This is a genomic window from Kitasatospora sp. NPDC058046 (assembly GCF_042885595.1).
Classification (GTDB): domain Bacteria; phylum Actinomycetota; class Actinomycetes; order Streptomycetales; family Streptomycetaceae; genus Kitasatospora.
In genome coordinates this window covers 1-23,164 of record NZ_JBHVRS010000034.1, presented here as the reverse complement: position 1 = coordinate 23,164, position 23,164 = coordinate 1, and the positions used below count along the sequence as shown (strand labels likewise).

The 23,164-nt window shown below is 74.3% G+C and carries 22 protein-coding genes and 1 tRNA gene; 8 read left to right on the top strand and 15 right to left on the bottom strand.

Annotation, left to right across the window (positions count from 1 at the left end; genetic code table 11):
* Positions 1-116: 116 nt before the first annotated feature.
* Positions 117-1,211 (top strand): hypothetical protein, encoded by a 1,095-nt coding sequence (locus ACFVU7_RS41030; protein WP_388051361.1) that lies wholly within the window; start codon positions 117-119, stop codon positions 1,209-1,211.
* 322 nt (positions 1,212-1,533) lie between these two features.
* Positions 1,534-2,487 carry a PAC2 family protein gene (locus tag ACFVU7_RS41025; RefSeq protein ID WP_049650984.1) on the top strand — a complete coding sequence of 318 codons (954 nt, stop codon included), beginning with the start codon at positions 1,534-1,536 and terminating at the stop codon, positions 2,485-2,487.
* A gap of 100 nt (positions 2,488-2,587) precedes the next feature.
* Here ACFVU7_RS41025 and mshC read toward each other — a convergent pair whose 3' ends face one another.
* The 6 genes from mshC to ACFVU7_RS40995 form a co-directional block, all read right to left on the bottom strand.
* On the bottom strand, positions 2,588-3,817 hold the full coding sequence (gene mshC, locus ACFVU7_RS41020) for a cysteine--1-D-myo-inosityl 2-amino-2-deoxy-alpha-D-glucopyranoside ligase (RefSeq protein ID WP_074002316.1): 1,230 nt from the start codon (positions 3,815-3,817) through the stop codon (positions 2,588-2,590).
* A 229-nt stretch (positions 3,818-4,046) separates the two neighbouring features.
* The gene (locus ACFVU7_RS41015; protein ID WP_049650986.1) at positions 4,047-4,883 is read right to left on the bottom strand and encodes a carbohydrate-binding protein; all 837 of its coding nucleotides are present in this window, start codon (positions 4,881-4,883) and stop codon (positions 4,047-4,049) included.
* Between the two features lie 124 nt (positions 4,884-5,007).
* Positions 5,008-5,937: an AraC family transcriptional regulator gene (locus ACFVU7_RS41010; RefSeq protein ID WP_107086412.1), complete on the bottom strand. Its 930-nt coding sequence runs from the start codon at positions 5,935-5,937 to the stop codon at positions 5,008-5,010.
* A 129-nt stretch (positions 5,938-6,066) separates the two neighbouring features.
* Entirely contained in the window at positions 6,067-6,864 is a 798-nt protein-coding gene (locus ACFVU7_RS41005) for an SCO1664 family protein (protein ID WP_074002602.1), read from the bottom strand.
* Positions 6,865-6,908: 44 nt separating this feature from the next.
* Positions 6,909-7,478 (bottom strand): DUF3090 family protein, encoded by a 570-nt coding sequence (locus ACFVU7_RS41000; protein WP_049650988.1) that lies wholly within the window; start codon positions 7,476-7,478, stop codon positions 6,909-6,911.
* 197 nt (positions 7,479-7,675) lie between these two features.
* A complete protein-coding gene (locus ACFVU7_RS40995) occupies positions 7,676-8,368 on the bottom strand; it encodes a histidine phosphatase family protein (RefSeq protein WP_049650989.1) in 693 nt (230 codons plus the stop codon).
* A gap of 161 nt (positions 8,369-8,529) precedes the next feature.
* Between ACFVU7_RS40995 and ACFVU7_RS40990 the strand changes: the two genes are divergently transcribed.
* Complete coding sequence (locus tag ACFVU7_RS40990) at positions 8,530-9,510, top strand: magnesium and cobalt transport protein CorA (RefSeq protein ID WP_388051357.1); 981 nt, start codon at positions 8,530-8,532, stop codon at positions 9,508-9,510.
* A 51-nt stretch (positions 9,511-9,561) separates the two neighbouring features.
* On the opposite strand, the gene ACFVU7_RS40985 is transcribed toward ACFVU7_RS40990, so the two are convergent.
* Positions 9,562-10,608 (bottom strand): LLM class F420-dependent oxidoreductase, encoded by a 1,047-nt coding sequence (locus ACFVU7_RS40985; protein WP_117487218.1) that lies wholly within the window; start codon positions 10,606-10,608, stop codon positions 9,562-9,564.
* Positions 10,609-10,848: 240 nt separating this feature from the next.
* Here ACFVU7_RS40985 and ACFVU7_RS40980 point away from each other — a divergent pair, with 240 nt between their 5' ends.
* Both ACFVU7_RS40980 and ACFVU7_RS40975 read left to right on the top strand, forming a co-directional pair.
* Positions 10,849-11,829, top strand: a complete 981-nt coding sequence (locus tag ACFVU7_RS40980) for an aldo/keto reductase (RefSeq protein WP_388051354.1) — start codon at positions 10,849-10,851, stop codon at positions 11,827-11,829.
* 59 nt (positions 11,830-11,888) lie between these two features.
* Positions 11,889-14,099, top strand: a complete 2,211-nt coding sequence (locus ACFVU7_RS40975; protein ID WP_388051352.1) for a helix-hairpin-helix domain-containing protein — start codon at positions 11,889-11,891, stop codon at positions 14,097-14,099.
* A 120-nt stretch (positions 14,100-14,219) separates the two neighbouring features.
* Here ACFVU7_RS40975 and ACFVU7_RS40970 read toward each other — a convergent pair whose 3' ends face one another.
* Positions 14,220-14,825 carry a hypothetical protein gene (locus ACFVU7_RS40970; protein WP_049660402.1) on the bottom strand — a complete coding sequence of 202 codons (606 nt, stop codon included), beginning with the start codon at positions 14,823-14,825 and terminating at the stop codon, positions 14,220-14,222.
* 363 nt (positions 14,826-15,188) lie between these two features.
* Here ACFVU7_RS40970 and ACFVU7_RS40965 point away from each other — a divergent pair, with 363 nt between their 5' ends.
* Complete coding sequence (locus ACFVU7_RS40965) at positions 15,189-15,398, top strand: DUF5703 family protein (RefSeq protein ID WP_037901221.1); 210 nt, start codon at positions 15,189-15,191, stop codon at positions 15,396-15,398.
* Positions 15,399-15,555: 157 nt separating this feature from the next.
* On the opposite strand, the gene ACFVU7_RS40960 is transcribed toward ACFVU7_RS40965, so the two are convergent.
* From ACFVU7_RS40960 to ACFVU7_RS40950, 3 genes are all read right to left on the bottom strand, one after another.
* Entirely contained in the window at positions 15,556-16,437 is an 882-nt protein-coding gene (locus ACFVU7_RS40960) for a chaplin (protein ID WP_388051349.1), read from the bottom strand.
* A gap of 327 nt (positions 16,438-16,764) precedes the next feature.
* Complete coding sequence (locus tag ACFVU7_RS40955) at positions 16,765-17,007, bottom strand: chaplin (RefSeq protein WP_049659730.1); 243 nt, start codon at positions 17,005-17,007, stop codon at positions 16,765-16,767.
* A 279-nt stretch (positions 17,008-17,286) separates the two neighbouring features.
* Positions 17,287-18,618, bottom strand: coding sequence for a M20/M25/M40 family metallo-hydrolase (locus ACFVU7_RS40950; RefSeq protein WP_049659731.1), 1,332 nt, complete (start codon positions 18,616-18,618; stop codon positions 17,287-17,289).
* Positions 18,619-18,922: 304 nt separating this feature from the next.
* Between ACFVU7_RS40950 and ACFVU7_RS40945 the strand changes: the two genes are divergently transcribed.
* Positions 18,923-19,007 (top strand) — tRNA-Leu (locus ACFVU7_RS40945).
* A 188-nt stretch (positions 19,008-19,195) separates the two neighbouring features.
* Here ACFVU7_RS40945 and ACFVU7_RS40940 read toward each other — a convergent pair.
* Positions 19,196-19,633, bottom strand: coding sequence for a hypothetical protein (locus tag ACFVU7_RS40940; protein WP_388051347.1), 438 nt, complete (start codon positions 19,631-19,633; stop codon positions 19,196-19,198).
* Between the two features lie 456 nt (positions 19,634-20,089).
* Between ACFVU7_RS40940 and ACFVU7_RS40935 the strand changes: the two genes are divergently transcribed.
* Positions 20,090-20,713 carry a MarR family winged helix-turn-helix transcriptional regulator gene (locus ACFVU7_RS40935; protein ID WP_388051345.1) on the top strand — a complete coding sequence of 208 codons (624 nt, stop codon included), beginning with the start codon at positions 20,090-20,092 and terminating at the stop codon, positions 20,711-20,713.
* On the opposite strand, the gene ACFVU7_RS40930 is transcribed toward ACFVU7_RS40935, so the two are convergent.
* From ACFVU7_RS40930 to ACFVU7_RS40920, 3 genes are all read right to left on the bottom strand, one after another.
* Positions 20,706-22,067 (bottom strand): chloride channel protein, encoded by a 1,362-nt coding sequence (locus ACFVU7_RS40930; protein ID WP_388051342.1) that lies wholly within the window; start codon positions 22,065-22,067, stop codon positions 20,706-20,708. The two genes, ACFVU7_RS40935 and ACFVU7_RS40930, sit on opposite strands and share 8 nt — an antisense overlap.
* Positions 22,068-22,267: 200 nt before the next feature.
* On the bottom strand, positions 22,268-23,002 hold the full coding sequence (locus tag ACFVU7_RS40925) for a TetR family transcriptional regulator (RefSeq protein WP_234348735.1): 735 nt from the start codon (positions 23,000-23,002) through the stop codon (positions 22,268-22,270).
* 86 nt (positions 23,003-23,088) lie between these two features.
* Positions 23,089-23,164, bottom strand: a 76-nt coding sequence (locus ACFVU7_RS40920) for an acyl-CoA dehydrogenase family protein (protein WP_374214750.1), incomplete at its 5' end; no start/stop codon positions are given.

Genomic DNA, 23,164 nt, shown 5'->3' with positions numbered 1-23,164 from the left:
CGGCTTTGCGGACCCGCTTGCTCGGGCCCGCACGTGGCCAGGGTATCCGGCCCACGGGTCGGCCCGCCGTTCCATTCCGTATCCTGAGCGTTCGACCGCAAGGGGGGAGCAAGCGCGTGGCCCGATTCGGGACCTCCGCGCAGCGAGCCGGTCGGGCCCTGACGGCCCCGTTCCGCGCGCTGCGCGACCGCTGGCGGGCGTGGTCGTGGTGGCGCCGGTCACTGCTGGCCCTGGTGCTGGTGGCGGCCGTGCCGGCCACCGCGCTGGGCTCGGTGTTCGTACTGTTCCGGCTGCACTACACCGGCGAGCCCGCCGCCGACGCCCGCACCCGGGGCCGGGACGCGCTCTGGCTCGGCCACGCCTGGGTGGACGGCCGCAGGACCGAGGCCGACGTGGCCGCGCTCGGCCGGCTACTGGCCGGCACCGGCATCCGGGACCTCTACGTGCACACCGGCCCGCTGGAGCACGACGGCTCGCTGCCGCCCGCCGTCCACCCCCGGGGCCGCTGGTTCACCGACACCGTGCACCGGGAGCTGCCCGGCGTACGGCTGCAGGGCTGGCTGGGCGACGAGGTCAAGCCGGAGAAGGACGCCCTGGACCTGGAGGACGGCCCGACCCGGGACCGGGTCACCGCCTCCGCCCGCCAGGTGCTGGACCTCGGCTTCGACGGGGTGCACTTCGACATGGAGCCGATCCGCCCGGGTTCGGCGGGCTGGCTGGCCCTGCTCGACCAGGTCCGCCCGGTCACCGCGGGGCGCGGCGCCAAACTGTCGGTGGCGGCCCCGCAGATCGACCCGGTCCCGGGCCTGCACACGGCCGGCATCCTGCTCACCGACCACGGCAAGTGGTGGGACCAGGCGTACTTCACCGAGACCGCCCGCCGGGTCGACCAGATCGCGGTGATGAGCTACGACACCTCGATGCCCACCGAGCCACTGTACGGCGGCTACGTCGCCCGGCAGACCGAACTCGCCCTGCGGGCCACCCCGGCCGACGTGGACCTGCTGATGGGCCTGCCGTTCTTCTGGGACGACAAGTGGGGGCACTGGGGCGACGCCGAGACCGTCCGGGCCGCCGTCCGGGGCGTCCGGCTGGGCCTGGGCCGGGAGGACCGGCGGCGGGCCGGCTTCGGCGTCGCGCTGTACGTGGACTTCGCCGCGCTGCCCGAGCACTGGACGGCGTACCGCGACGGCTGGGTGGACCCGGAGTAGCGCGCCCGGCCGGCCCGTGCGCCGGGCGGTGGCGGGCACAGCGCGTCGCCGGTCGAACACGCTCCGCCCCTGGTGAACGCCTGACGGACCGTCAGCTCCGGCGCCGCCGATATCCGGTGGATCCCGGCGGTCCGCTCCCCCAGACTGTCCCGGTGCCCGGCCGCGGTGCGCATCAAAGCCCGTAGGCTGGGCAGGTAGGGACCATGGAGCGAGGCGTTCCATGGGAGACGAGAGGTTCGACAGTCGGCAGCCGGCCCGTCGGCGCCCCGGCAGGCCAGCCGGGGCGGCGCAGGTCCGACCGCCGACCGGAGGGAGACGCTGGGTGATCGAGCTGGAAGATGTTCCCGAGTTGATCGACCCGGTGATGGTCTGCGCCTTCGAGGGCTGGAACGACGCGGGCGACGCCGCCTCCGCGGCTCTGGCACACCTCGACGAGACCTGGAACGGCAAGGTGTTCGCCGCGCTGGACGCGGAGGACTACTACGACTTCCAGGTCAACCGGCCCACGGTCTGGCTGGACGGCGGCATCCGCCGGATCACCTGGCCGACCACCCGGCTCTCGGTGATCCGGGTGACGGAGCCGACGACCAGGGACGTCGTGCTGGTCCGCGGCATCGAGCCGAGCATGCGCTGGCGCTCGTTCTGCAACGAGCTGCTGGGCTTCGCCCACGAGCTGGGCGTCGAGCTGGTGGTGATCCTGGGCGCCCTGCTCGGGGACACCCCGCACAGCCGCCCGGTGCCCGTCAGCGGGGTCACCTCCGACCCGGACCTGGCCCGCCGGCTGGACCTGGAGGAGAGCCGCTACGAGGGCCCCACCGGCATCGTCGGGGTGCTCCAGGAGGCCTGCACCCACGCCGGGGTGCCGGCCGTGACGCTGTGGGCCGCGGTGCCGCACTACGTCTCGCAGCCGCCGAACCCGAAGGCCACCCTGGCCCTGGTCAACAAGCTCGAGGACCTGCTGGACCTGCGCATCCCGCCGGGCGAGCTCGCCGAGGACGCCCGGGCCTGGCAGCTCGGCGTGGACCAGCTGGCCGCCGAGGACAGCGAGGTGGCCGAGTACGTCCAGCAGCTGGAGGAGGCGCAGGACACCGCGGAGCTGCCGGAGGCCTCCGGCGACGCCATCGCCCGCGAGTTCGAGCGCTACCTGCGCCGCCGGGAGAACGTCGGGCCGACCGGCGAGAAGCCGGTGGCCGGGCACGCCACGGCGGAGCGGCCGGCCGATCCGGAGGCGCCGGGCGGCGCCCGGGAGAGCCAGGACGGCGCCGAGGACGAGTAGCCCGTACCGCACACGCCGAAGGGGCGTCGGGACCGCGTGGTCCTGACGCCCCTTCGGCGTGTGGTGCGGTGGCCCCGGCGCCGGGTCTACCGCACCCGGGTCACAGCGCGACGCCGAGCAGGGCGTCCACGGTGCGGGTCACCAGGCCGGGAGCGCCGATGTCGGTGCCGCCCTCGGCCTCCTGCCGGTCCGCCCAGCGGTCGACCGCGGCCAGCGCGGCGGGCGCGTCCAGGTCGTTCGCGAGCGCCTCGCGCACCTCGGCGAGCAGCTGCTCGGCCGAGGGGCCGTCCGGGCGGGAGACCGCGGCGCGCCAGCGGGCGAGGCGCTCGACGGCCTCGTCCAGGGTGCTCTTGGTCCACTCCCAGTCGGCCCGGTAGTGGTGCGAGAGCAGCGCCAGGCGGATCGCCGCCGGGTCGACGCCCTCGCGGCGCAGCGCCGAGACGAAGACCAGGTTGCCGCGGGACTTGGACATCTTGTGGCCGTCCAGGGCGACCATGCCGGCGTGCACGTACGCCTGGGCGTACGGGTGGGCGCCGGTGGCGACCTGGGCGTGCGCGGCGCCCATCTCATGGTGCGGGAAGGAGAGGTCGCTGCCGCCGCCCTGGATGTCGAAGGACATCCCGAGGTACCGGAGGGCGATGGCGACGCACTCGATGTGCCAGCCGGGGCGGCCGTGGCCGAGCTCGGTGTCCCAGGCGGGCTCGCCCGGGCGGGCGGCCAGCCAGAGCAGGGCGTCCAGCGGGTTGCGCTTGCCGGGGCGGTCCGGGTCGCCGCCGCGCTCGGCGAAGACCGGGCGCATGGCCTCGCGGGTGAGGCCGGAGACCTCGCCGAAGCGCGGGTCGGCGTCGACCGAGAAGTAGATGTCGCCGTCCACGTGGTAGGCGGCGCCGGAGGCCAGCAGCTTCTGCACGATCGGGACGATCCACGGGATCGACTCGACGGCGCCGATGTAGTGGGCCGGCGGGAGCATCCGCAGCGCGGTCATGTCCTCGCGGAACAGGGCCGTCTCGCGCTCGGCGAGGGCGGTCCAGTCCTGGCCGGTCTCGACCGCGCGGGCGAGCAGCGGGTCGTCGACGTCGGTGACGTTCTGGATGTACAGGACGTCGTGACCGGCGTCCCGCCAGACGCGCTGCACCAGGTCGAACGCGTTGTAGGTGGCGGCGTGGCCCATGTGGGTCGCGTCGTAGGGCGTGATGCCGCAGACGTAGATCCGGGCGGTGCCGTCCTGCGGCACGACCTCCCGGACTGTGCCCGCTGCGGTGTCGTGGATACGGAGGGGGAGCCCCTGACCAGGCAGGGCGGGAACCTCGGAGGCGGGCCAGGCATGCATGGAAACAACTTTAACCTTGCGAACATTTGAAAGCCTAACCAGTACGAAAGATCGACTGGATTCGTTTCCTACCGTTGCCCGACAGTTTCCCGACTGGTATTGCACGGATCCGGCGCTGTCGGAACGCGTGGTGTACGCCCCCCGCACCCGGCTCCGGGCATGGGTGAGCGCCCGGTCGGCCCTGCCGCCGACCGGGCGCCCGGCTCCTCGGGTGGAGCGGCCGGAGCCGCTACGACCGCTGCCAGAGGGCCGGCACGTTCGGCGGCTCCCAGCCGGCCATGGCGGTGTGCGCCTGGAGGCAGGTGTAGGAGACGCCGGAGTAGGTCACGCGGTCGCCCGCGTTGTACGAGGTGCCCGCGGCCCAGCTCCCGCCGGGCGGCGTGGTCGGGCCACCGGTGGAGGTGGAGGTCGGGGTGGGCGTGGGGCTCGGCGTGCCCGGGGTCTGCGCCACGTTCAGCACGAAGTCGTAGCTGCCCTCGCGGGTCGACCCGTTCTGCCGGACGTTCATCAGCAGCCGGGCGTCGTAGATGGTGTCCGTGTTGTTGCGCGGCTCGCCCGGGAAGTACAGCTGGGTGGTGACGATCGAGCGGCCGGGGGCCTGGAGCTTGACGTGGATGTGCCGGGTGCGGCCCGGGTAGAGGCCGGGCACGATGGTGTCCAGCTTGTAGGCGCCGTTGGCGTCGGTGAACTGGTGGCCGCGGAAGGTGTATCCGCTGTTGTCGTAGTTGCCGCCGTCGTCGGCCTGCCAGAAGTCCAGCAGCACACCGGAGATGGGCCGGCAGGCCCGGCCGAAGACGTAGCCGCTGACCACCAGGCGGGTGCCGGGGCCGTCGTTGACCATCGAGCTGCGCAGCGGGGAGTTGGGCTTGAAGTACGGGCCCTCGGTCTGCTCGATGGTGGGGGCGTCGCCGTCGTGGCACTCGGGGGTGAGGGCGAGCGGCTCGCCGGTGCCGATCTGGTCCCGGGCCAGTGCGACCCCGCCGCCGACGAGCAGCGGGGCGGCCCCGAGCGCGGCGGCGGCCTTGAGGACGGTCTTGCGGCTGATCATGCCGTCGGGCGTGGGCATGCGCCGTCTCCTTATCGTGAGGCGGGGGGTGGGGGCGGCCCTTGCCATGGTGGGGGCATGACAAGGGCCGGACCGGCCGCCCGTCCGTGCGCGCCGGACCGGCCACCGGTGGCCACCAGCAAAGTTACGGGCCGTCCGGTGCGACCGCGATGGACATGATCCGGGGATCGTGGTGATTTCCGTCGACCCTGGACCGGAACTCCCCCGGGGTCATCCCGGTCTCCCGGCGGAAGAACCGGCAGAAGTACGCCGGGTCGACGAAGCCCGCCTCCTTGGCGACCTGACGGATCGTCAAGTCCGTGCAGGCGAGCAGACGTTTGGCCTCCAGAGTCTGCTGGCGGCGGATCAGCCCGCCGGGCGTCCGGCCGGTGGCCTGCTTCACCAGGGTCTGCAAGTGCCCCGGGGAGACGCCGAGTTCCTGCGCGGTGGAGGCCACCGAGTGCCGCACCCCGCCCGGCCGGGCGATCAACCGGGTGAAGGCGGCGGCCACTTCGGCCGGGCGGCCGGGCACCGACGGGCGGTCGGCCGGGGCGCAGGCGCGCAGCGCCCGGACGATCAGGATGTGCAGGCTGGCCCGCAGCACGCCCTGGTAGCCGGGCCCCCTGGTCCGGTACTCGTACTCCATGTCGGCGAGCAGCGCGGCGACCGCGTCGGCCTGGTCGCCGAGCGCGAGGGCCGGGCGGGTGGCCAGCGCCCGCAGGGCGGCGAGGTCCTGGGGGTGGCCGAGCAGGAAGTCCTCGTTGAACAGGACGACCCGGCCGACCAGCTCCTCGGCGTCCGCCCAGTAGTGCACCTGGCCGGGCGTGATCACGCACAACTGCGGTGGCGCCAGCGGCCGGTGGACGAGGTCCAGGACGTGGGCGCCGTGGCCGCCGGTGACGTGGACTATTTCGTAGAACGAGTGCCGGTGGGGGAAGCCGGCCCGGGAGAGCGGGCCGATCGCGTCGAAACTGCCGATGGCGAAGGGGAGCAGCTGGGGCAGCGGGACCTGTAACCGGTGCAACGGCAGGTCCGGCGTGGTTCGGGGGGTGGGGGTCGTCCGTCGCACATCCATCGGAGCAGTGTGCGACCTGTTCCGGGGACAGGTCCAGACCATCTGCCGCCGTTTTCGGCGAGCGGTCCGGACCACCGGCGCTCCGGGGCACCGGTTCGGGCACCGGTTCGGACCCGCCGAAGCCCCGTCCTAGACCGGCGGCCAGGGGATCGCGGGCCAGTCCTCGGGCGGCAGCGGGTGCCGGCCGGAGCCGCGCAGCGCGGCCACCCGGGCCCGGGTGGCGTCCAGTTCGGCCGCCGTCAGGTGCGGGGCGAGGCGCTCGGCGAGCTCGCCGTCCAGCTGTTCGGCCAGCCGGGCCAGCACCTCCAGCGCCTCGGCGGGCAGCGGGTCGCCGGCCCAGCCCCAGAGCAGGGTGCGCAGCTTGTCCTCGGTGTTGAAGGTGACGCCGTGGTCGATGCCGTACACCCGGCCGTCGGCGGCCGGGATCAGGTGGCCGCCCTTGCGGTCGGCGTTGTTGAGCACCGCGTCCAGGACGGCGAGCCGGCGCAGCCGCCGGTCGTCGTGGTGCACCAGCAGGGCCGTCCGCCCGCCCTCGACCTCGGCCCGGACGATCGGCAGCCAGCCCGCCTCCGGGCCGCGCGGGTCCTGGAGCGCGAGCAGCGGCTCGGCCGTCGGGTCCGGCTCGACCCACAGCTGCAGCATGCCGGGCCCGTGCGGGCCGTCGCGCAGCACGGTCGGCGGGATCAGCGCCCAGCCGGTCGCGGCGGACAGCTCGTACGCGGCGACCTCGCGGCCGGCCAGCGTGCCGTCCGGGAAGTCCCACAGCGGGCGCTCCCCGGCGACCGGCTTGTAGACGGCCTGCGCGCTCAGCGAGCCGTGCGCCACCGTGCAGTACAGCGCGGCGTTGGAGGCGTCGGTGAGCCGCCCGTGCACCGTCAGCCCGCCCTGGCGCAGCAGCGCGAGGGCGGTGGGCACGTCGGCGGCCAGCGCGGCGGCGGCCGACGGGTCGGCCTGCGGCGGGGTGTCGGTGTTCAGCGCCGGTAGCCGTTCGCGCGCGGGCACAGGTGGCCCTCCGGGTCGAGCGGCAGGTTGCAGAACGGGCAGGGCTTGCGGCCGGCCGCGACCAGGTCCAGCGCGCGCTTGGCGAAGACCCGGGCCATCGCGCCGGACAGCCGCACCCGCAGCATGTCCGGGCCGTTCTCGTCGTCGGTGAAGGCCGCCTCGGCGGCGTCCTCCTCCTCTTCCTCCTCGACCAGCGCCTGCGCCTCGACCACCAGGCAGGCGTCCACGCTGTCCCAGGCCAGGGCCATGGTGCCGACCCGGAACTCCTGCTCCAGCGGGAGGTCCAGCGGCGCGGTGTCGAGCAGGTCGTTCGGGGCGGCGGCCGGGATGGACGTGTCGCCGCCGCTGCGCCGCAGCGCCTCGTCCAGGACCTCCTCGATGCGCTCGGCGAGCGCCGCGACCTGGGTCTTCTCCAGCAGCACGCTGGTGATCCGGCCCCGGGCGCTGGCCTGAAGGTAGAACGCCCGGGCGCCGGGCTGGCCGACGGTGCCGGCCACGAACCGTTCGGGCTGGTCGTAGAAGAAGACCTGACGGGGCACGCTCTCGCTCCGGATCGTGTCGGTCGGCGCGGTTCCGCCGGGGGCGGGCCGCGGCCGGATGGACTCGCTAGTCACCCTACGACCTTCGGGCTCCGGCCGGGGAGCCGAGCCGACGGCCGCGGGCGGGGTGGCACCCGGGGAAGCGAACGGTGCCGCCGCGGACGGCGCCTCCCCGGACGGCCCGTCGGCGGCGCGGCCTAGACGGTGCCGCCGACCACCGCGTCGCCGGCCGGGGTGGCCGCCGCCGGGCCCGGCCGGGGGGCGAGCGAGGCGAGGTCGCCGGTGTCGCCCATCCTCAGCACGAAGGGCCGCTGCGGGGTGTAGCGGATCGCGGTGACCGAACAGGGCTCGACGCTGATCCGCTGGAAGTGGTCCAGGTGCAGCCCGAGCGCGTCGGCCACCACGGCCTTGATCACGTCCCCGTGCGAGCAGGCGATCCAGACCGCGTCCTCGCCGTGCTCGTCCGCGATCCTCCGGTTCCACTCGCGCACCGCGTCCACCGTGCGGTGGCTCAGCTCGCGCAGCGACTCCCCGCCGGGGAAGGCGGCCCCGGCGGCGTGGTCCTGCACGGTGCGCCAGAGCGGCTCCTTGGCCAGCTCGGCCAGCGGACGGCCGGTCCACTCGCCGTAGTGGCACTCCCCCAGCCGCTCGTCCTCGGCCGGCGGCCCGAGCTCGGGCCGGACCGCCAGCAGCGGCTCCAGCGTCTGCCGGCAGCGCTCCAGCGGGCTGCTGACCGCCCGCACCAGCGGGATGCCGGCCAGTCGGCCGGCCAGCGCGGCGGCCTGGTCCCGGCCGGTGTCGTCGAGGTCCACGCCGGGGGTCCAACCGGCCAGGATTCCGGCGGTGTTCGCGGTGGAGCGGCCGTGACGGACGAGCAGCAGGGTGGGCATGGGGTCAGCCTACGGCCTCCGGGCCCGGCCGTGGAGACCGGATTTCCCGCCCGTCCGGCCCGCGGCGGCCGGGTCCGCCACCGCCCCGGCCGCCGGGGGCCGGTGGACCGGAATCCCCCGGATCCGTGCCGGACGGCCCCGCTCGGGTGACAATGGCCCGCATGATCGTCCACTGCGCCGCCTACCACGACGGCCGCCGCATCGAGGCCCCCGAGGACCTGGCCGGCGCACTCGCCGCCGCCCGCGCGGCCGGTCCGGACGGCTTCGTCTGGATAGGCCTGTTCGAGCCCACCGCCGAGGAACTCGACCGCGTCGGCCAGGAGTTCGCGCTGCACCCGCTGGCCGTCGAGGACGTCGTCAGCGCCCACCAGCGCCCCAAGGTGGAGGCCTACAAGGGCTCGCTGTTCGTCGCGCTGAAGACCCTCGGCTACCACCCCGGCGGGCACGTCGTCACGGTCGGCGAGGTGATGGTCTTCCTCGGCCCGGACTTCGTGATGACCGTCCGGCACGGCGAGGACAGCCCGCTCAGCGGACTGCGGGCCGCCCTGGAGCAGGACCCCGAACAGTTGCGGTACGGGCCCAGCTCGGTGCTGCACTCGGTCTGCGACACGATCGTCGACGGCTACATGGACGTGGCCGCCGGGCTCCAGACCGACCTGGACGAACTGGAGGCGGACATCTTCTCCCCCTCCCGGGTCGACCGCGACACCGCCGGACGGATCTACGGCTACAAGCGCCAGGTGATGTCCGTGCGCCGGGCCACCGGCCCGCTGCTGGAGCCGATGCTGGCCCTGGAGCGCGGCGCCCGCTTCGTCCGCCCCGAGGCCGCGCCCTACCTGCGGGACGTCGCCGACCACGTGGCCCGGGTGAACGACCAGGTGGACGGCATGGACCGGCTGCTGTCCGACATCCTGAACGCCAACCTGGCGCAGGTCAGCGTCCAGCAGAACAACGACATGCGGAAGATCTCGGCCTGGGCGGCGCTGGCCGCCGTACCGACCATGATCGCGGGCATCTACGGGATGAACTTCGAGCACATGCCGGAGCTGCACCAGATCTGGGGGTACCCGGCGGTGCTGGTGCTGATGACCGTGGTCTGCCTGGTGCTGCACCGGGTGTTCAAGCGGCACGACTGGCTGTAGCGCCGCCGGTCGGACCACAGGCGGTCGGGCCGCTCGGACACCCGGCCCCGGTCAGGCCAGTCCGGCGCGCTCCAGCGCCTCGACACCGGTGCGCAGCGCCAGGATCCGCTCGTCCAGGGTGAACCCGGCCGGGGCCAGGGTGAGCGTGGTGACGCCCGCCTCGGCGTAGGCCTGCATCCGGTCGGCGATCCGGGCGGTGTCGCCGATCAGCGAGGTGGCGTCGATCAGGTCGTGCGGGACGGCGGCCGCGGCGCCCGCGTGGTCCCGGGCGAGGTACTTCTCCTGGACCTCGTCGGCGGCCTGCTCGTAGCCCATCCGCCGGGCGAGCTGGTTGTAGAAGTTCTTCTCCTTGCTGCCCATGCCGCCGATGTAGAGCGCGGCGTACGAGCGCAGGGCGTCGACACCGGCCTTGATGTCCTCGCCGACCGCGAGGTTCACGGTCGGGCAGAGGTCGAAGCCCTCCAGCGTCCTCCCGGCCTTGGCGCGGCCGGCCGTCAGCGGGTCGAGGGAGAGCGCGGCGTGCTCGGGCGAGAAGAAGATGCCGAGCCAGCCGTCGGCGATCTCGCCGGTCAGCTCCAGGTTCCTGGGCCCGATCGCGGCGATGTACAGCGGGATGTGCTCGCGCACCGGGTGCACGGTGAGCTTGATCGGCTTGCCGGGGCCGCCGGGCAGCGGGAGCGTCCAGTGCTCGCCCTCGTGCACCAGGCGCTCGCGGGACATCGCCTTGCGGATGATCTCCACGTACTCGCGGGTGCGGGCGAGCGGCTTGTCGAACTTCACCCCGTACCAGCCCTCGGACACCTGCGGGCCGGAGACGCCGAGGCCGAGCCGGAACCGGCCGCCGGACAGGGTGTCCAGGGTCGCGGCGGTCATCGCGGTCATCGCCGGGGTGCGCGCCGGGATCTGGAAGATGGCCGAGCCGACGTCGATCCGCTCGGTCTTCGCGGCGACGAAGCTGAGCACCGTCGCGGCGTCCGAGCCGTACGCCTCCGCCGCCCAGCAGACGGAGTAGCCGAGGCGGTCCGCCTCCTGGGCCACGGCGATGTTGTCGGCGTCCATGCCGAGTCCCCAGTAGCCGAGGTTGATCCCGAGTCGCATCTGCCGCACCTTCCAGTGGGTTGGGGTTGGTCGCGAGGGTAACCGTGCCCGCACCGAACACGCTACTGACGGGTAGGGGTGGATCCGGTCACACCGGTGCTGTTGATCGTTCTGCGGGTCTGCACCTCTCTCCGCGCACCGGCCGCTACGCTCAGCCGACGTGGGGAGCGCTCTCCCCACCTGCGCGTTCACAGGGCCGCCGGGGCTCCCGGGGCCACCGGCCAGTGGAAGGCCCGTCCGATGGAAAAGCGTCACCTCGGCCGTACCGGCCTCCAGGTCTCCCGACTCGGCCTCGGCACCATGACCTGGGGCCGCGACACCGACGAGCAGGAGGCCGCCGAACAGCTCAAGGAGTTCGTCGACGCCGGCGGCAACCTGGTCGACACCGCCGACGTGTACGCGGACGGCGGCGCCGAGTACCTGATCTCCCGGCTCACCGACAGCCTGGTCCCCCGCTCCGAGCTCGTCATCGCCACCAAGGCCGGCAGCGTCCCCGAGTCCGCCCGCCGCTTCGACGGCTCGCGCGGCCACCTGCTCGGCGCCCTGGACGCCTCGCTGCGCCGGCTCGGCACCGACTACGTCGACCTGTGGCAGGTGCACTCCTTCGATCCGGTGACCCCGGTCGAGGAGACGCTCAGCGCCCTCGACATCGCCGTCTCCTCCGGGCGCGCCCGCTACGTCGGGGTCTGCGACTTCAGCGGCTGGCAGCTCGCCAAGTCCGCCGCCTGGCAGCACGCCCACCACGGGCGGGTGCCGCTGGCCGGGGCGCAGCTGGAGTACTCGCTGCTCCAGCGCGGCATCGAGCGGGAGGCGCTGCCCGCCGCGCTGGACGCCGGGGTCGGCGTGCTGGCCGGCTCGCCGCTCGGGCGCGGGGTGCTCACCGGCAAGTACCGGCACGGCGTCCCGCAGGACTCGCGCGGCGCCTCGCCGTACCTGTCCGGGTTCGTCCAGCCGTACCTCGGGGAACGCTCGCGGCGGATCGTGGACGCCCTCGCCACCGCCGCCGACGGGCTCGCCAGCACCCCGCTGGCCGTCGCGCTGGCCTGGGTCCGGGACCGGCCCGGGGTGGCGAGCGCCCTGGTCGGAGCACGGACGGTGGCCCAGCTGCAGTCGGCGCTGTCGGTGGAGGCGCTTACGCTTCCGGATGAGATCCGTGGTGCGCTGGACGACATCTCGTCGCCGGTGCACCACTACCCGGACCAGGGGTGGACGGAGCTGTGACCACCGGCCCGGGTCGTCGAGCAGAACCTGCAGTGGAGTGACCTTTGGAGCGGACGACGATGACTGACACGGGGAACGGCGCTCCGGAGGTGACCGCCGGGGCCAAGCTGACCCCGGAGGCGAAGGCCGCGAAGTTCGCGGAGCTGGCCCAGCGGATCCGCGGCATGCAGCCGGAGGACGCCGCGGACCGTGCCGCACGGGCGGGTGCCGCCCGTGCGGAGGCCTCGATGGCGGAAGCCCCGGCCGCGGAGGATCCGACGGAGGAGGCCCCGGAGCCCGGAGGGTCGGAGCCCGGCGAGCCGGAGCCGGCCGCCGCGGCCCCGGTCGCGGCCGCCCCCGTTCCGACCTCCCCGGTCGCGGCCGCCCCCGCTCCGGCCCGGGTCCCCGCCCCGGCTGCCCCCGCCCCGGTGGTGTCCGACCGGCAGCGCGAGGAGGTGCTCCGCGCCACCGTCGAGGTGCTGACCGCCGGCGGCGCCCCGGCCGACCTGGCGGCCGCCGCCGTGGCCGCGCTCGGCGAGGAGGCGCCCGCACGGCTGCGCGAGGACCCGTGGGCGGTGCTGGGCCTGCCCGGCGTCCGGCCCGAGCACGCGGACGGCTTCGCCCGGGAGCTGCTCGGCGCCGGTGCCGGCCCGGGCGACGAGCGCCGCGCCCGGGCGCTGGTGCCGTGGCTGCTGGAGCAGGCGGCGCTGCGCGGGCACTCCGCCCTGGAGCTGGCCGAGGTGGCGGTCGGGCTCGACCGGCTCCGGATGCCCGAGCCGGCCACCGCGATCCAGGCCGCCGTCGAGGACGGGCGGGTGCTCTCCTTCCAGGAGGAGCTGGCCGGCCCCGAGGCGCACGCGGCGGGGGGCGACGAGGAGGCCGAGGCGCCGACCCGGACGCTGCTCGCCCTGGCCGGGCTGGCGATGGCTGAGGACAGCCTCGCCGAGAAGCTGCTCCAGCTGATGGCCACCTTCGTGCCGGGCGAGGACGCCGAGGAGACCGGGGACGCCGAGGAGCCCGGGGACGCCGACGATTCCGAGGACGCGGAGGCCGGGGCGGAGGCCGCCGAGGGCTCCGCCCAGCAGCCCCCCGCCGTCCCCGGCCCGGCCGCGTGGGCGGCCGCCGCCGAGGCCGCGTCGTCCTCCTCCGCGACCGCCCTGATCAAGGCCGTCGCCGAGCACGCCCTGGTGCTGCACACCGGCGGCGAGGCGGCCCGCGCCGAGCCGGCCGCGCTGGTCGCCGCCGCCCGCGGCCTCGGGCTGCGGGCCTGGGCCGCCACCTGGACGGACCAGGGGCGGGACTCCCTCGCCGCGCTCGCCGAGGCGGGCGCCGGGGCCCCCGTGGTCACCCTCGCCGAGCTGCTCTCCGGCGCCGCCGGCCCCGGCCGCGCCCCGGACGGCACGCTCGCCCTGGACCTGCTGGTCGTGCTGGATGCCCCGCTGCTGGACGTCGACCTGGCCGCCGTCGTCCTGGAGTCGCTGGCCGACGGCACCCGGCTGGTGCTCAGCGGGGACCCGGGGCAGCTCTGGTCGGCCGGCCCCGGGCGGGTCTTCGCCGACCTGCTGGCCGCCAAGGCCTGCCCGGCGGTCGCCTCCCGCACCCCGGACTTCGGCCCGATCGGCGAGCTGGTCTCCGGTGTCGGCATCGGCGAGCTCCAGCCGGTCGAGGCGCCGGACAAGGAGGTGGTCATCCTGACCGCCAAGGACGCCGGCGAGGCCGTCCACCGCGCCGTCCAGCTGCTCACCGACTCCATCCCGCGCGCGCTGGGCATCCCGGCCGAGCAGGTGGTGCTGCTCACCCCGGGCCACGGCGGCCCGGCCGGCACCCGCGCGCTGAACGCCGCCGCCAAGGCCCGGCTCAACCCCGGCCCCGGCCGGTTCGGCGGCTTCGACCCGGGCGACCGGGTGGTCGACTCCCCCACCCCCGGCGTCACCCGCCCGGCCCGGGTGCTGGACGGCGACGCCACCGGTCTGCACCTGGAGTACGCGGACGGCTCGCACCGGACCGTCCCGCCGGCCGAGGCCGCCCGGCTGCGGCACGGCTGGGCGCTGACCGTCCACCAGGCGGTCGGCCGGCGCTGGCCGGGCGCGGTCGTGGTGGTCCCGGAGGACGCCGCCCAGGCGCTCACCCGGCAGTGGGTCTACACCGCCTTCGGCCGCGGCGAGCGGCACCTGTCCGTGGTGCACGCGGCGGGCCCGGCGCTCGTCCAGGCCGTCGCCGAGCGCCAGGCGCAGTCGCGCACCACCCGGCTGCGGGCGGTCCTCGCCGAGAACGCCGCCTCGGCGTACTGACCGGCGTTCCGGCCGGCCCCGCTCCGACGGGCCGCCGGCCGGAACGCACGACGGGCGGGCCCCGGTGTTCCCGGGCCCGCCCGTCGGCCGTCCTGCACGGCGTCGGTCGTCCTGTCCGCGTCAGTCGTCCGGGTCCTCGTCGTCGTAGACCTCGCTCACGTCGAACCGGCAGATCAGCAGCTGCGGGTCGGCGTGCTCGAAGGGCTCGGGCAGCCACTCGCCCGGCTCGGTCGGCTCGGTGGCCGCGACCCAGAGCGTCGAGTCGGCCTCCTCCAGGCCGAACTCCTCGCTGCGGGCGGCGATCTCGTCGGGCTCGTACTCGCCGAACAGCACGCCGATCGCGGCGTTCACCCCGCCCGCGCCGGCGCCGCCCGGGGTCAGCGACTCGTCCAGCCGCTCGGCCTGGGCACGCAGCCGCTCGGGGTCGACGACGTGGTAGTCACGGCGGATCAACACGCTGATCGCCTCGGGCTGTTCAGGGCCGTGGTACCCGCCGGGGCCCTCGTCCCCGGGGATCTCGAAGGGCGTGACCTCGTCGTAGGCCTCGTACAGGAGCTGGTCGTAGGCGATGGCCGCCGTCGCGAGCTGCTCGTAGGCGGCGGTGACGGCGGGATCATCGGCTGCGTTGGGGCTTGACACCGCTTCCAGATGACGGTCGATGGCGGCCTTGACCGCCTCAGCGGCGGCGCGTACCTCGGCAATGGTGGGCTGCGCGGCATCAGACATGGTGCAGACGCTATCTCCCCGCGGTGTCGCCACGCACAGCGGTTGTCACCTACACCCGCGATTTCACCGCAACTTCCCCCCTGATGTCCGATCCGTCCCGCTTCGTCCCCACGCGCCACCGGCGCGAAGCGGGCGCGGAGGGCGCACGCCGGGCCCGCCGAGGCCGTCCGGCTGCCGCTTCGCGCGCCGGGATCGGGGTATCCCCTCCACAGTGGCAACAGGACTGATGCACTGTCAGTCGGCGGCCGGGGCCGCACCCGTTCCGACCGTCGCCCGCGCACGGGAGGACGGCCGGAAATACCCGGGCCGACTGTCCGGGGCAGGCCGTAGGCTTGCCTGAAGGTGATCCCCAGGAGGAGCGTTTTGACCCCACGGAAGCCGGTCCGGCAGCCGGAGTACGAGTACCAGTCCCTGCGCATGCCGCGCGGCACCACGCGCAACGCGGCGCGCCAACTGCTCACCGAGCACGCCGAGTACGGGCACTGGGAGCTCGACCGGCTGAGGTTGTTCCCCGACGGCAGCCGGACGGTCCGGCTGAAGCGGCGGATCATCCGGCAGGTCCGGAACTGGTGACGGGCGGGGCACCGCGGCCCCGGGCGGCAGCGAGCCCTCACGCGTCCGCGGCCGCCCGTTCGCTCGGCGGCCGCGGATGCGTCGTTCCTCAGGTACGCCCGGGGGCGGGCGCGCACCGGTCCCGTTCAGCGCGCGCCCTGGTTCCCCTCCCGCCGTGTCAGCGGGCGCCGGCCCGGGCCCGGCGGTAGAGCACGCCGCCGCCGAGCAGCATCGCGAGGCCGGCGGCCCCGAGCAGCTCGACGTTGCCGGCACCGGTGGTGGCCAGCTGGGCGGACGGCGCCGGCTTGGCGGCGGGCGCCACGGCGGCGGACGCGGAGGTGGCCGGAGCCACGCCGGTGCGCGCGACGCTCGTCACCTCCTCGGAGGAGGTCTGCGGCGGGGTCGGGCAGGTCTCCACGCAGCCCTCGGCCGGCGGCGTCGGGGTGACCTTCTCGACCTTCTCCACATTGGCGCAGTCGTTGCCGAAGGCCGGGTTGCCGACGCCGGCCACGTTCACCGAGTTGCCGCAGGCGTTGACCGGAACGTCCACCGGCGCCTGGACGCTGTTGCCCGAGAGCACGCCCGCCGAGTTGGCGGCGACACCGGAGGCGCCGGCCCCCGGGACGTCGACACCCGTGCCATCGGCACCCGGAACCTTGGTGGCCGGACCCGCGGCGTCCGGGACGGCACTCGCCGGGAGGGTACTGGCCGGCAGAGTGCTGGCCGGGAGGGTGCTGGCCGGAGCCGTGGCACCCTGGCTCCCGCTGGCACTGGAGCTGTCGGTACGGCCGGCGCCGGCGGGCCCGGACTGGCCGCCATGGGCGGGCTTGGACGCCTGATGGCCGCCGCCGCTGACGTTGGCACAGCGGTTGCCGAAGGACGGGTTCAGCAAGCCGATCACATCGATCGTGTTGCCGCAGGCATTGATCGGCACCTCGATCGGCACCTGGACCGAGTTGCCCGAGACGACACCGGGTGAACCGGTGGCCACCCCCTGCGCGTCGGCGCCCCCCGCGTAGGCGTAGCCGGCGGTCGAGGCCAGCACACTGCCGGTGGCCACGGCCGTGAGGATCCCCTTCTTGGCTACTTTCCTCATGTTTTCCCCTGACATTTCGAGACGACGTGTCGACCTTGGCATGAACCTTGCAAAAAAGTCGGAATTTCCGTATATCCGTAAATCACGCAAGGGCTTCGGCTGCACACGGGTTAACGAGAGGCCAACGGGGAGGTTGAGCAACGAAACCCCGCTTCACTCGATCGAGTGATCGTGTCGGATCCCGTGTATCCGGTATCCCGGCGCGGACGCGAACGCCCCCGGCGCGGCGCGTCCGCCGCCCGGGGGCTCGCGTGAGTCGGCTCAACAGGCCCCGACGGCCCGGAGGTCGACTCAGAAGTTGGCGCAGTGGTTGGCGAACGCCGGGTTCAGCACGCCCACGACGCTCACGGTGTTGCCGCAGAAGTTGACCGGGATGTGCACCGGAACCTGGATCTGGTTGCCCGAGACGACACCCGGGGAACCGGCGGCCACACCCTCGGCGGCGGCGCCGCCCTGAGCGGACGCGACACCGGCGGCGGCGAGCACCAGGCCACCGGTGGCGGCGGCGACAGCGGCGATCTTCTTGACCTTCATCATTCCTCCTGTATGGACAACGCAACCCGTTCGGCGGGCTGCACAGGGATGAACGACGCTGCGGCAAACGGGGTACGGAGTGGATCTCCCATTCACCCGCAACGGTGAGATCTCGCACACATGATCGGCCTGGAATTCCGAGCAGAATCGCTTCTGTCGATCTCTTTCTTCCTGTCCCACAATCATCAGCTCGGACAATGCGGTCGGCCCGCCCCCGGAACTCCGGGAGCGGGCCGACCCAGTCACCTGATCAGCGCGGGCACCGCCGCGCGGAACGGCTCAGCAGGCGTCGATGAAACGGTCCAGCACCCGGGCGCCGAACTTCAGCCCGTCCACCGGCACCCGCTCGTCCACGCCGTGGAACATCCCGGCGAAGTCCAGCTCCGGCGGCAGCTGGAGCGGCGCGAAGCCGAAGCAGCGGATGCCCAGGTCCTGGAAGGACTTGGCGTCCGTCCCGCCCGACAGGCAGTACGGCACCGCGCGGGCGATCGGGTCCTCGGCCCGCAGCGCGGTCTGCATCGCCTCGACCAGGGCCCCGTCGAAGCCGGTCTCGATCGCCTTGTCCGAGTGCAGGCTCTCGCGCTTCACGCGCGGGCCGAGCACGCTGTCCAGCTCGGCCAGGAACTCCTCCTCGTAGCCGGGCAGGAAGCGGCCGTCCACGTGCGCGGTGGCCTGACCGGGGATCACGTTGACCTTGTAGCCGGCGCCGAGCATGGTCGGCTGGGCGGTGTTCCGCAGCGTGGTGCCGATCATCTTGGCGATACCGCCGAGCACGCGCAGCGTCTCGTCCATGTTCTCCGGGTCCAGCTCGACCCCGAGCGCGTCCGACAGCTCGTCCAGGAAGGCCCGGACGGTCTTGGTGATCCGCAGCGGGAACTGGTGCCGGCCGAGCCGGGCGACCGCCTCGCACAGCTCGGTGATCGCGTTGTCGTCGTTCTCCATCGAGCCGTGGCCGGCCCGGCCCTCGACCGTCAGGCGCATCCAGTGCATGCCCTTCTCGGCCGTCTCCACCAGGTAGAGGCGGACCTGGTCGTTGACCGTGAAGGAGAAGCCGCCGACCTCGCCGATCGCCTCGGTCACGCCCTCGAACAGCCCCGGGTGCTTGTCCACCAGGAAGCGCGCCCCGTAGGTGCCGCCGGCCTCCTCGTCGGCGAGGAAGGCCAGCACGATGTCGCGCGGGGGCTTGCGCCCGGTGCGCAGCCGGTCGCGGATGACCGCCAGGGTCATCGCGTCCATGTCCTTCATGTCCACCGCGCCGCGCCCCCAGACGCAGCCGTCCGCGATCTCACCGCCGAACGGGTCGTGGGTCCAGTCCGCCGCGTTGGCCGGCACCACGTCGGTGTGGCCGTGGATCAGCAGGCCCGGACGGGAACGGTCCTCGCCCTCGATCCGGACCACGGTCGAGGCCCGCCCCTTGGCCGACTCGAAGATCTTCGGCTCCAGCCCGAACTCGGCGAGCTGCTCGGCCACGTACTCGGCCGCCTTCCGCTCCCCCGGGCCGGATCCGTCCCCGTAGTTGCTGGTGTCGATCCGGATCAGATCGCGACAGATCTCGGCGACCTCCGACTCAGCCGTCACCTTCGGCGCCGCCGACTCGCTCCGCTCGCTCACGGTCACTCCTCGCGTCTTGGGCCCGCACCGACGCACCAGCGCGCCACCCCCAGGACCTGCACCCGGGCCGTACGAGCACGTCCGCCCATCCTCCCCCAGCCCCCGATCCCGATCCAGCCCCCGCACGTTCCCGAAACCCGCTGGTCACGCCCCCGCCACACGCCGCCCCTTGCCCCCGCCACCCGTCGGACCCGCCCGCCGGGAGCCCGCCGGAAACCGTTTTGGGACCCCAAGCCGATCTTTGCTACAGTTACATCTGTCAGCGCGACGGACGAGAGATCGGAAGCCGCGAGGACGACACCTAGTCCGGGTGGCGGAATGGCAGACGCGCTAGCTTGAGGTGCTAGTGCCCTTTATCGGGCGTGGGGGTTCAAGTCCCCCCTCGGACACCGAAAGAAAGGCCCCAGTTGATCTGGGGCCTTTCTGCTTTTCCGGTGCGGATCGCCCCTGTGGCGCGGGTCACCGCTGTGGTGCGACCGCCACGGGCGGATGCCCGGCCGGTGGGAACCGGCCGGGCATCCGGGTGGGCCTGGCCCGACGGGACGGTGCGGGTCACACCCGAGGTGGCAGGGCTCGGTCAGCCCTCGTTGACAGCGGCCGGAGCGGCGGCCTCGGCCGGAACCGCAGCCTCGGCCGGGGCGGCAGCGGGGGCGGCAGCCTCGACCGGAGCGGCGGCAGGAGCCGCAGCCGGGGCGGCGGCGGGCGCGGCGACCGCGGCGGCCGGGGCGTCGGCGGGGGCCGCGGCCGGGTCGACGAAGGTGGCACCCGAACCCGTGAAGGAGCCGGTGACGCCCTCGTCGTCCGCCCAGATCCAGAAGTCCTCGTGCGACACACCGTCGGGACCGACGTGGGATTCGAGGGCCGCGAGACCGGCGCCGTTCTCGTTGGCGGTGAAGTAGCCCTTGCCGAAGTTCGCGTCGATGCCTCCAGTGCCGGCCGAGGCGAGGCCGGCGCAGCCGAGGACCAGCGGAACGGTGAGGGCGCCGACAGCCACGACTCGCTTGAGAGCACGCATGAAAATCTCCTCCACGGAGTTTCTGGATCGAGTGGCGGCGCCGGTCGGCCCCGCCGCGATTCAGACAGCCACGGCCCGCACCCCGCCGCAACCGGCGCCGCGACCCGTCCGGCCTCACGCCCCGTCAGAATCGCCGATCCCACCAGCGGAAATACAGTTCGTATGCCTATCTCGCAGGATCAGTCGGCTGGAGCACTCCCCCGTCACCCCTCGTCCCGATCGGCCCCCCGCCACGGACCGCCGCCGCACCGCCCGTCCCGCCCCGTCCCTCGGCAGCGTCATTCGAACGGGCCGATACGCGGCTCCGGCGTACGGGAACGGTTGGCTGGCGGCTCGGGCGGCCGACGCACTCTCGCGGATCGCACGTCCGGCTCCCATCGAAGTCCCGCCCTCGGCGGGCGGGTTGACGGACCACCCCCTTGACAGGCGCGCCGCACAATGCAGAATGACTTCATTATGAAGCAGGTACATACATCGGAGGAAGCGGCGGCCGGCCCGTTGGGGCGGGATGCCGAGGGCCGGCTGTACGACAGCAGGGTGCGGACGGCCATGGGCGTGTTCACCAAGGGCGGGGACACCCTGGCGCTGGAGGCGGCGGCCGCCGCACGCTCGGCGTTCCACGCGGTGGAGAAGCTGCGGGCGCACGGATCACGGGGGCGGGGGCTGAGCGCGGGGGCGCTGGACGTGCTGGTGCGGCTCGGTGCGGCGAGCAGGGCGGGTGGAGCGGACGGAGGGGGTGAACCGGGCCTGACGGTGGGCGAGTTGGCCCGGGCCGGCGGGGTGAGCCCGCGCAATGCCACCGGCCTGGTGGACACCCTGGAGCGGGAGGGTCTGGCCCGCCGCTCCCCCGCCCCGAACGACCGCCGGGCGGTGCTGGTCACCGCGACGGACGAGGGGCTGGCCTGGCTGGAGGAGTTCCGGGCGCCCACCGAGCGCGCGATGGCCGCCGTCTTCCGCGGCTTCAGCGCCGAGGAGCTGGCCCAACTGCGGCACCTGTGCCTGCGGTTGGTGGAGAACCAGCAGCAGATCGAGCAGTACCTGACCGCGGTCCCGGACGGCCCGGGTGCGGAGGTCAGCTGACCCCGGAGTCCTCCGTGCGGCCGGCCGGGGCGGCCTCCCGCTTCGGCCGGCCGCGCAGCGCCTCCGCGGTGATGAAGGCCGCCACCGTGGACACGATCAGCAGCGGCATCGAGTTCGCCGCCTCGCCGCCGAGCAGGGCCGCCGCGAGGACGGTACTGGTGACGGGCAGGCCGGTGACGGCGGCACCGGAGGCCGCGAGGCCGACGGCCAGGGCGGGCGCGGCGCCGAAGCCCGGCAGCGGCGCGCAGGCCGTACCGAGGGCCGCGCCGAGCAGGATCGCCGGGAAGATCGGGCCGCCGCGCAGGCTGCCGAGGGCGATCGACCAGCCCAGCCCCTTGCAGAGCACCAGGGCGAGCAGCGCGCCGACCGGCCAGGCGGCCGGGTCGGCGGCGAGCGTGCCCAGGGTGGCCTGCCCGGAGAGCGCGGCCTCCTCCGGGGAGCGGCCGGTGAGCAGGGCGTACGCGGCGAGGCAGCCGCCGACGGCGACCGCGCACAGCACGGTGCGCAGAGCCGTCTGCCGGGCGGTGCCGGTCGTGGTGAGGGTCTTCACCCGGCGGCCGACGGTCTGCCCGGCCACGCAGACCACGGCGATCGCGACGGCCAGCGGGACGCCCCAGAGGAAGTCACCCGCGTCTGGGACCCCGCTCTTCGGCACCTGCGGCAGCGAGAGCGCGCCGATCGCCAGGCCGGTCCAGTGGCCGAAGCCGGTGAAGACCAGCGCGCCGACCCCGCCGGCCAGCAGGCTGGGCAGGATCAGCGCGATCAGCTGCGGGCCGCCCAGCCCGGCCGCCTCGATCAGCATCACGGCGGCGACCAGCGGGCTGCCGAAGATGGTGGAGATCGCGGCCGCCGCCCCCGCCGTCCCCAACACCGCCACCAGCTGCGGCTGTTCGGCACGTCGGGCGGACCGGACGGCGAGCAGGGCGAGGCCGCCGCCGAGCGCCATCAGCGGTGCCTCCGGGCCGAGCACCACGCCCAGCGGCAGACCGGCGAGCGCGGCCAGCACCACGCCGGGGACGGCGACCGGCGGCGTGGGCGGGCCGCCCAGCCCGTCCACCGGGACGTGGCCGCCGCGCCCGGGCAGCCGGGTCACGACCGGGGCGAGCAGCAGGCCGGCCAGCAGCAGCGCGGGCAGCGGCCACCACCAGGGGGCGCGCCCGTAGCCGGCCGCGGCCGGCAGGCTCTCCCAGACCCAGTGCTGGAGTTCGTGCTCCAGGCCGACGAAGCCGAAGGCCGCCAGCGAGACCGGGATGCCGACCAGTGCCGAGATCAGCAGCAGGCGCGGGTAGCCCTTGTGCAGCAGCACCTCGTGCAGGTTCGGGCCGCTGCCCGGCTGCCGGGACGTCGTCGGCATCGCCGCTCCCTCGCGCTCCCGGGCCGCCCGCCGCCCGGGAGGCCCCGTCCTGCGACCGAGTCTCGCCCGGCGCCGGGAGCCGCGCACGGCGCACGGGCCGTCAACCGGGGCCGCTGCGGGCGCGGCTGCGCCGTCCGGGTGACGGTCGGGGGCGGCGCGTACCGGGGCGGGGGCTCCTTGCCGGGCCCGCGCGTCGGGCCTCAGCGGGCGTCGGTGCCCAGCGCGCTCTCGATGCTCTGGACCATCCGCCACAGCGGCGCCCGGCGGCTGGCGACCAGCACCACGACGTCGTCGGACTCGCCCTCGGCGGCGGCCTCGGCCGGGCGGTCGCCCCAGGTGCCGGTGACGAAGGCCATCGCCGCGTCCACCTCGGCCACCCAGTCGCTCTTCCCGCCCGAGCGCAGCCAGGTGCGCAGGGCGTGGTTGTGCGCGGAGACGACGGCGGCGGCGATCACGTCCGCGCGCAGGGGGCCGTCCGGGCGGTCGGCGAAGCGGCCGCGCAGGTAGGCGGCGAGGGTGTGCTCGTAGCGCCAGACCACGGACAGCTCGTACGCCCGCAGGCCGGGCACCTTGCGGGTCAGCCGGTAGCGCTGGACGGAGAAGGAGGGCTGCTCGGCGTACATCCGCAGGACCAGGCGGGCGGCGTCGCAGGCGTGCTTGACCGGGTCCTCCTCGCCGGTGCCGGACTCCAGGAACTCCGTCATCTCGGCGAGGCTGCGCTCGTGGTCGGGGAAGACCACGTCCTCCTTGGCCGGGAAGTAGCGGAAGAAGGAGCGCCGGCCGACGCCGGCCAGCGAGACGATGTCGTCGACGGTGGTCTGTTCGAAGCCGCGCTCCAGGAAGAGCTCGAAGGCCGCGGCCACCAGCGCCTCGCGCATCGCCGGCTTCGAGGGCCCGTCATTCATGGGCTGGTCCTGCTCTTCCTTCTCGCTCATCCACCGGAACCTAACATCCGTGCGCGGGGTCGGCGCCGACGGCCGGGCCGCTCCCAGGACCGGCCGTCGGTGCGTGTGTGTGCGCGTTACGGGAGGTTGCGGGCCATCACGATCCGCTGGACCTGGTTGGTCCCCTCGTAGATCTGCGTGATCTTCGCGTCC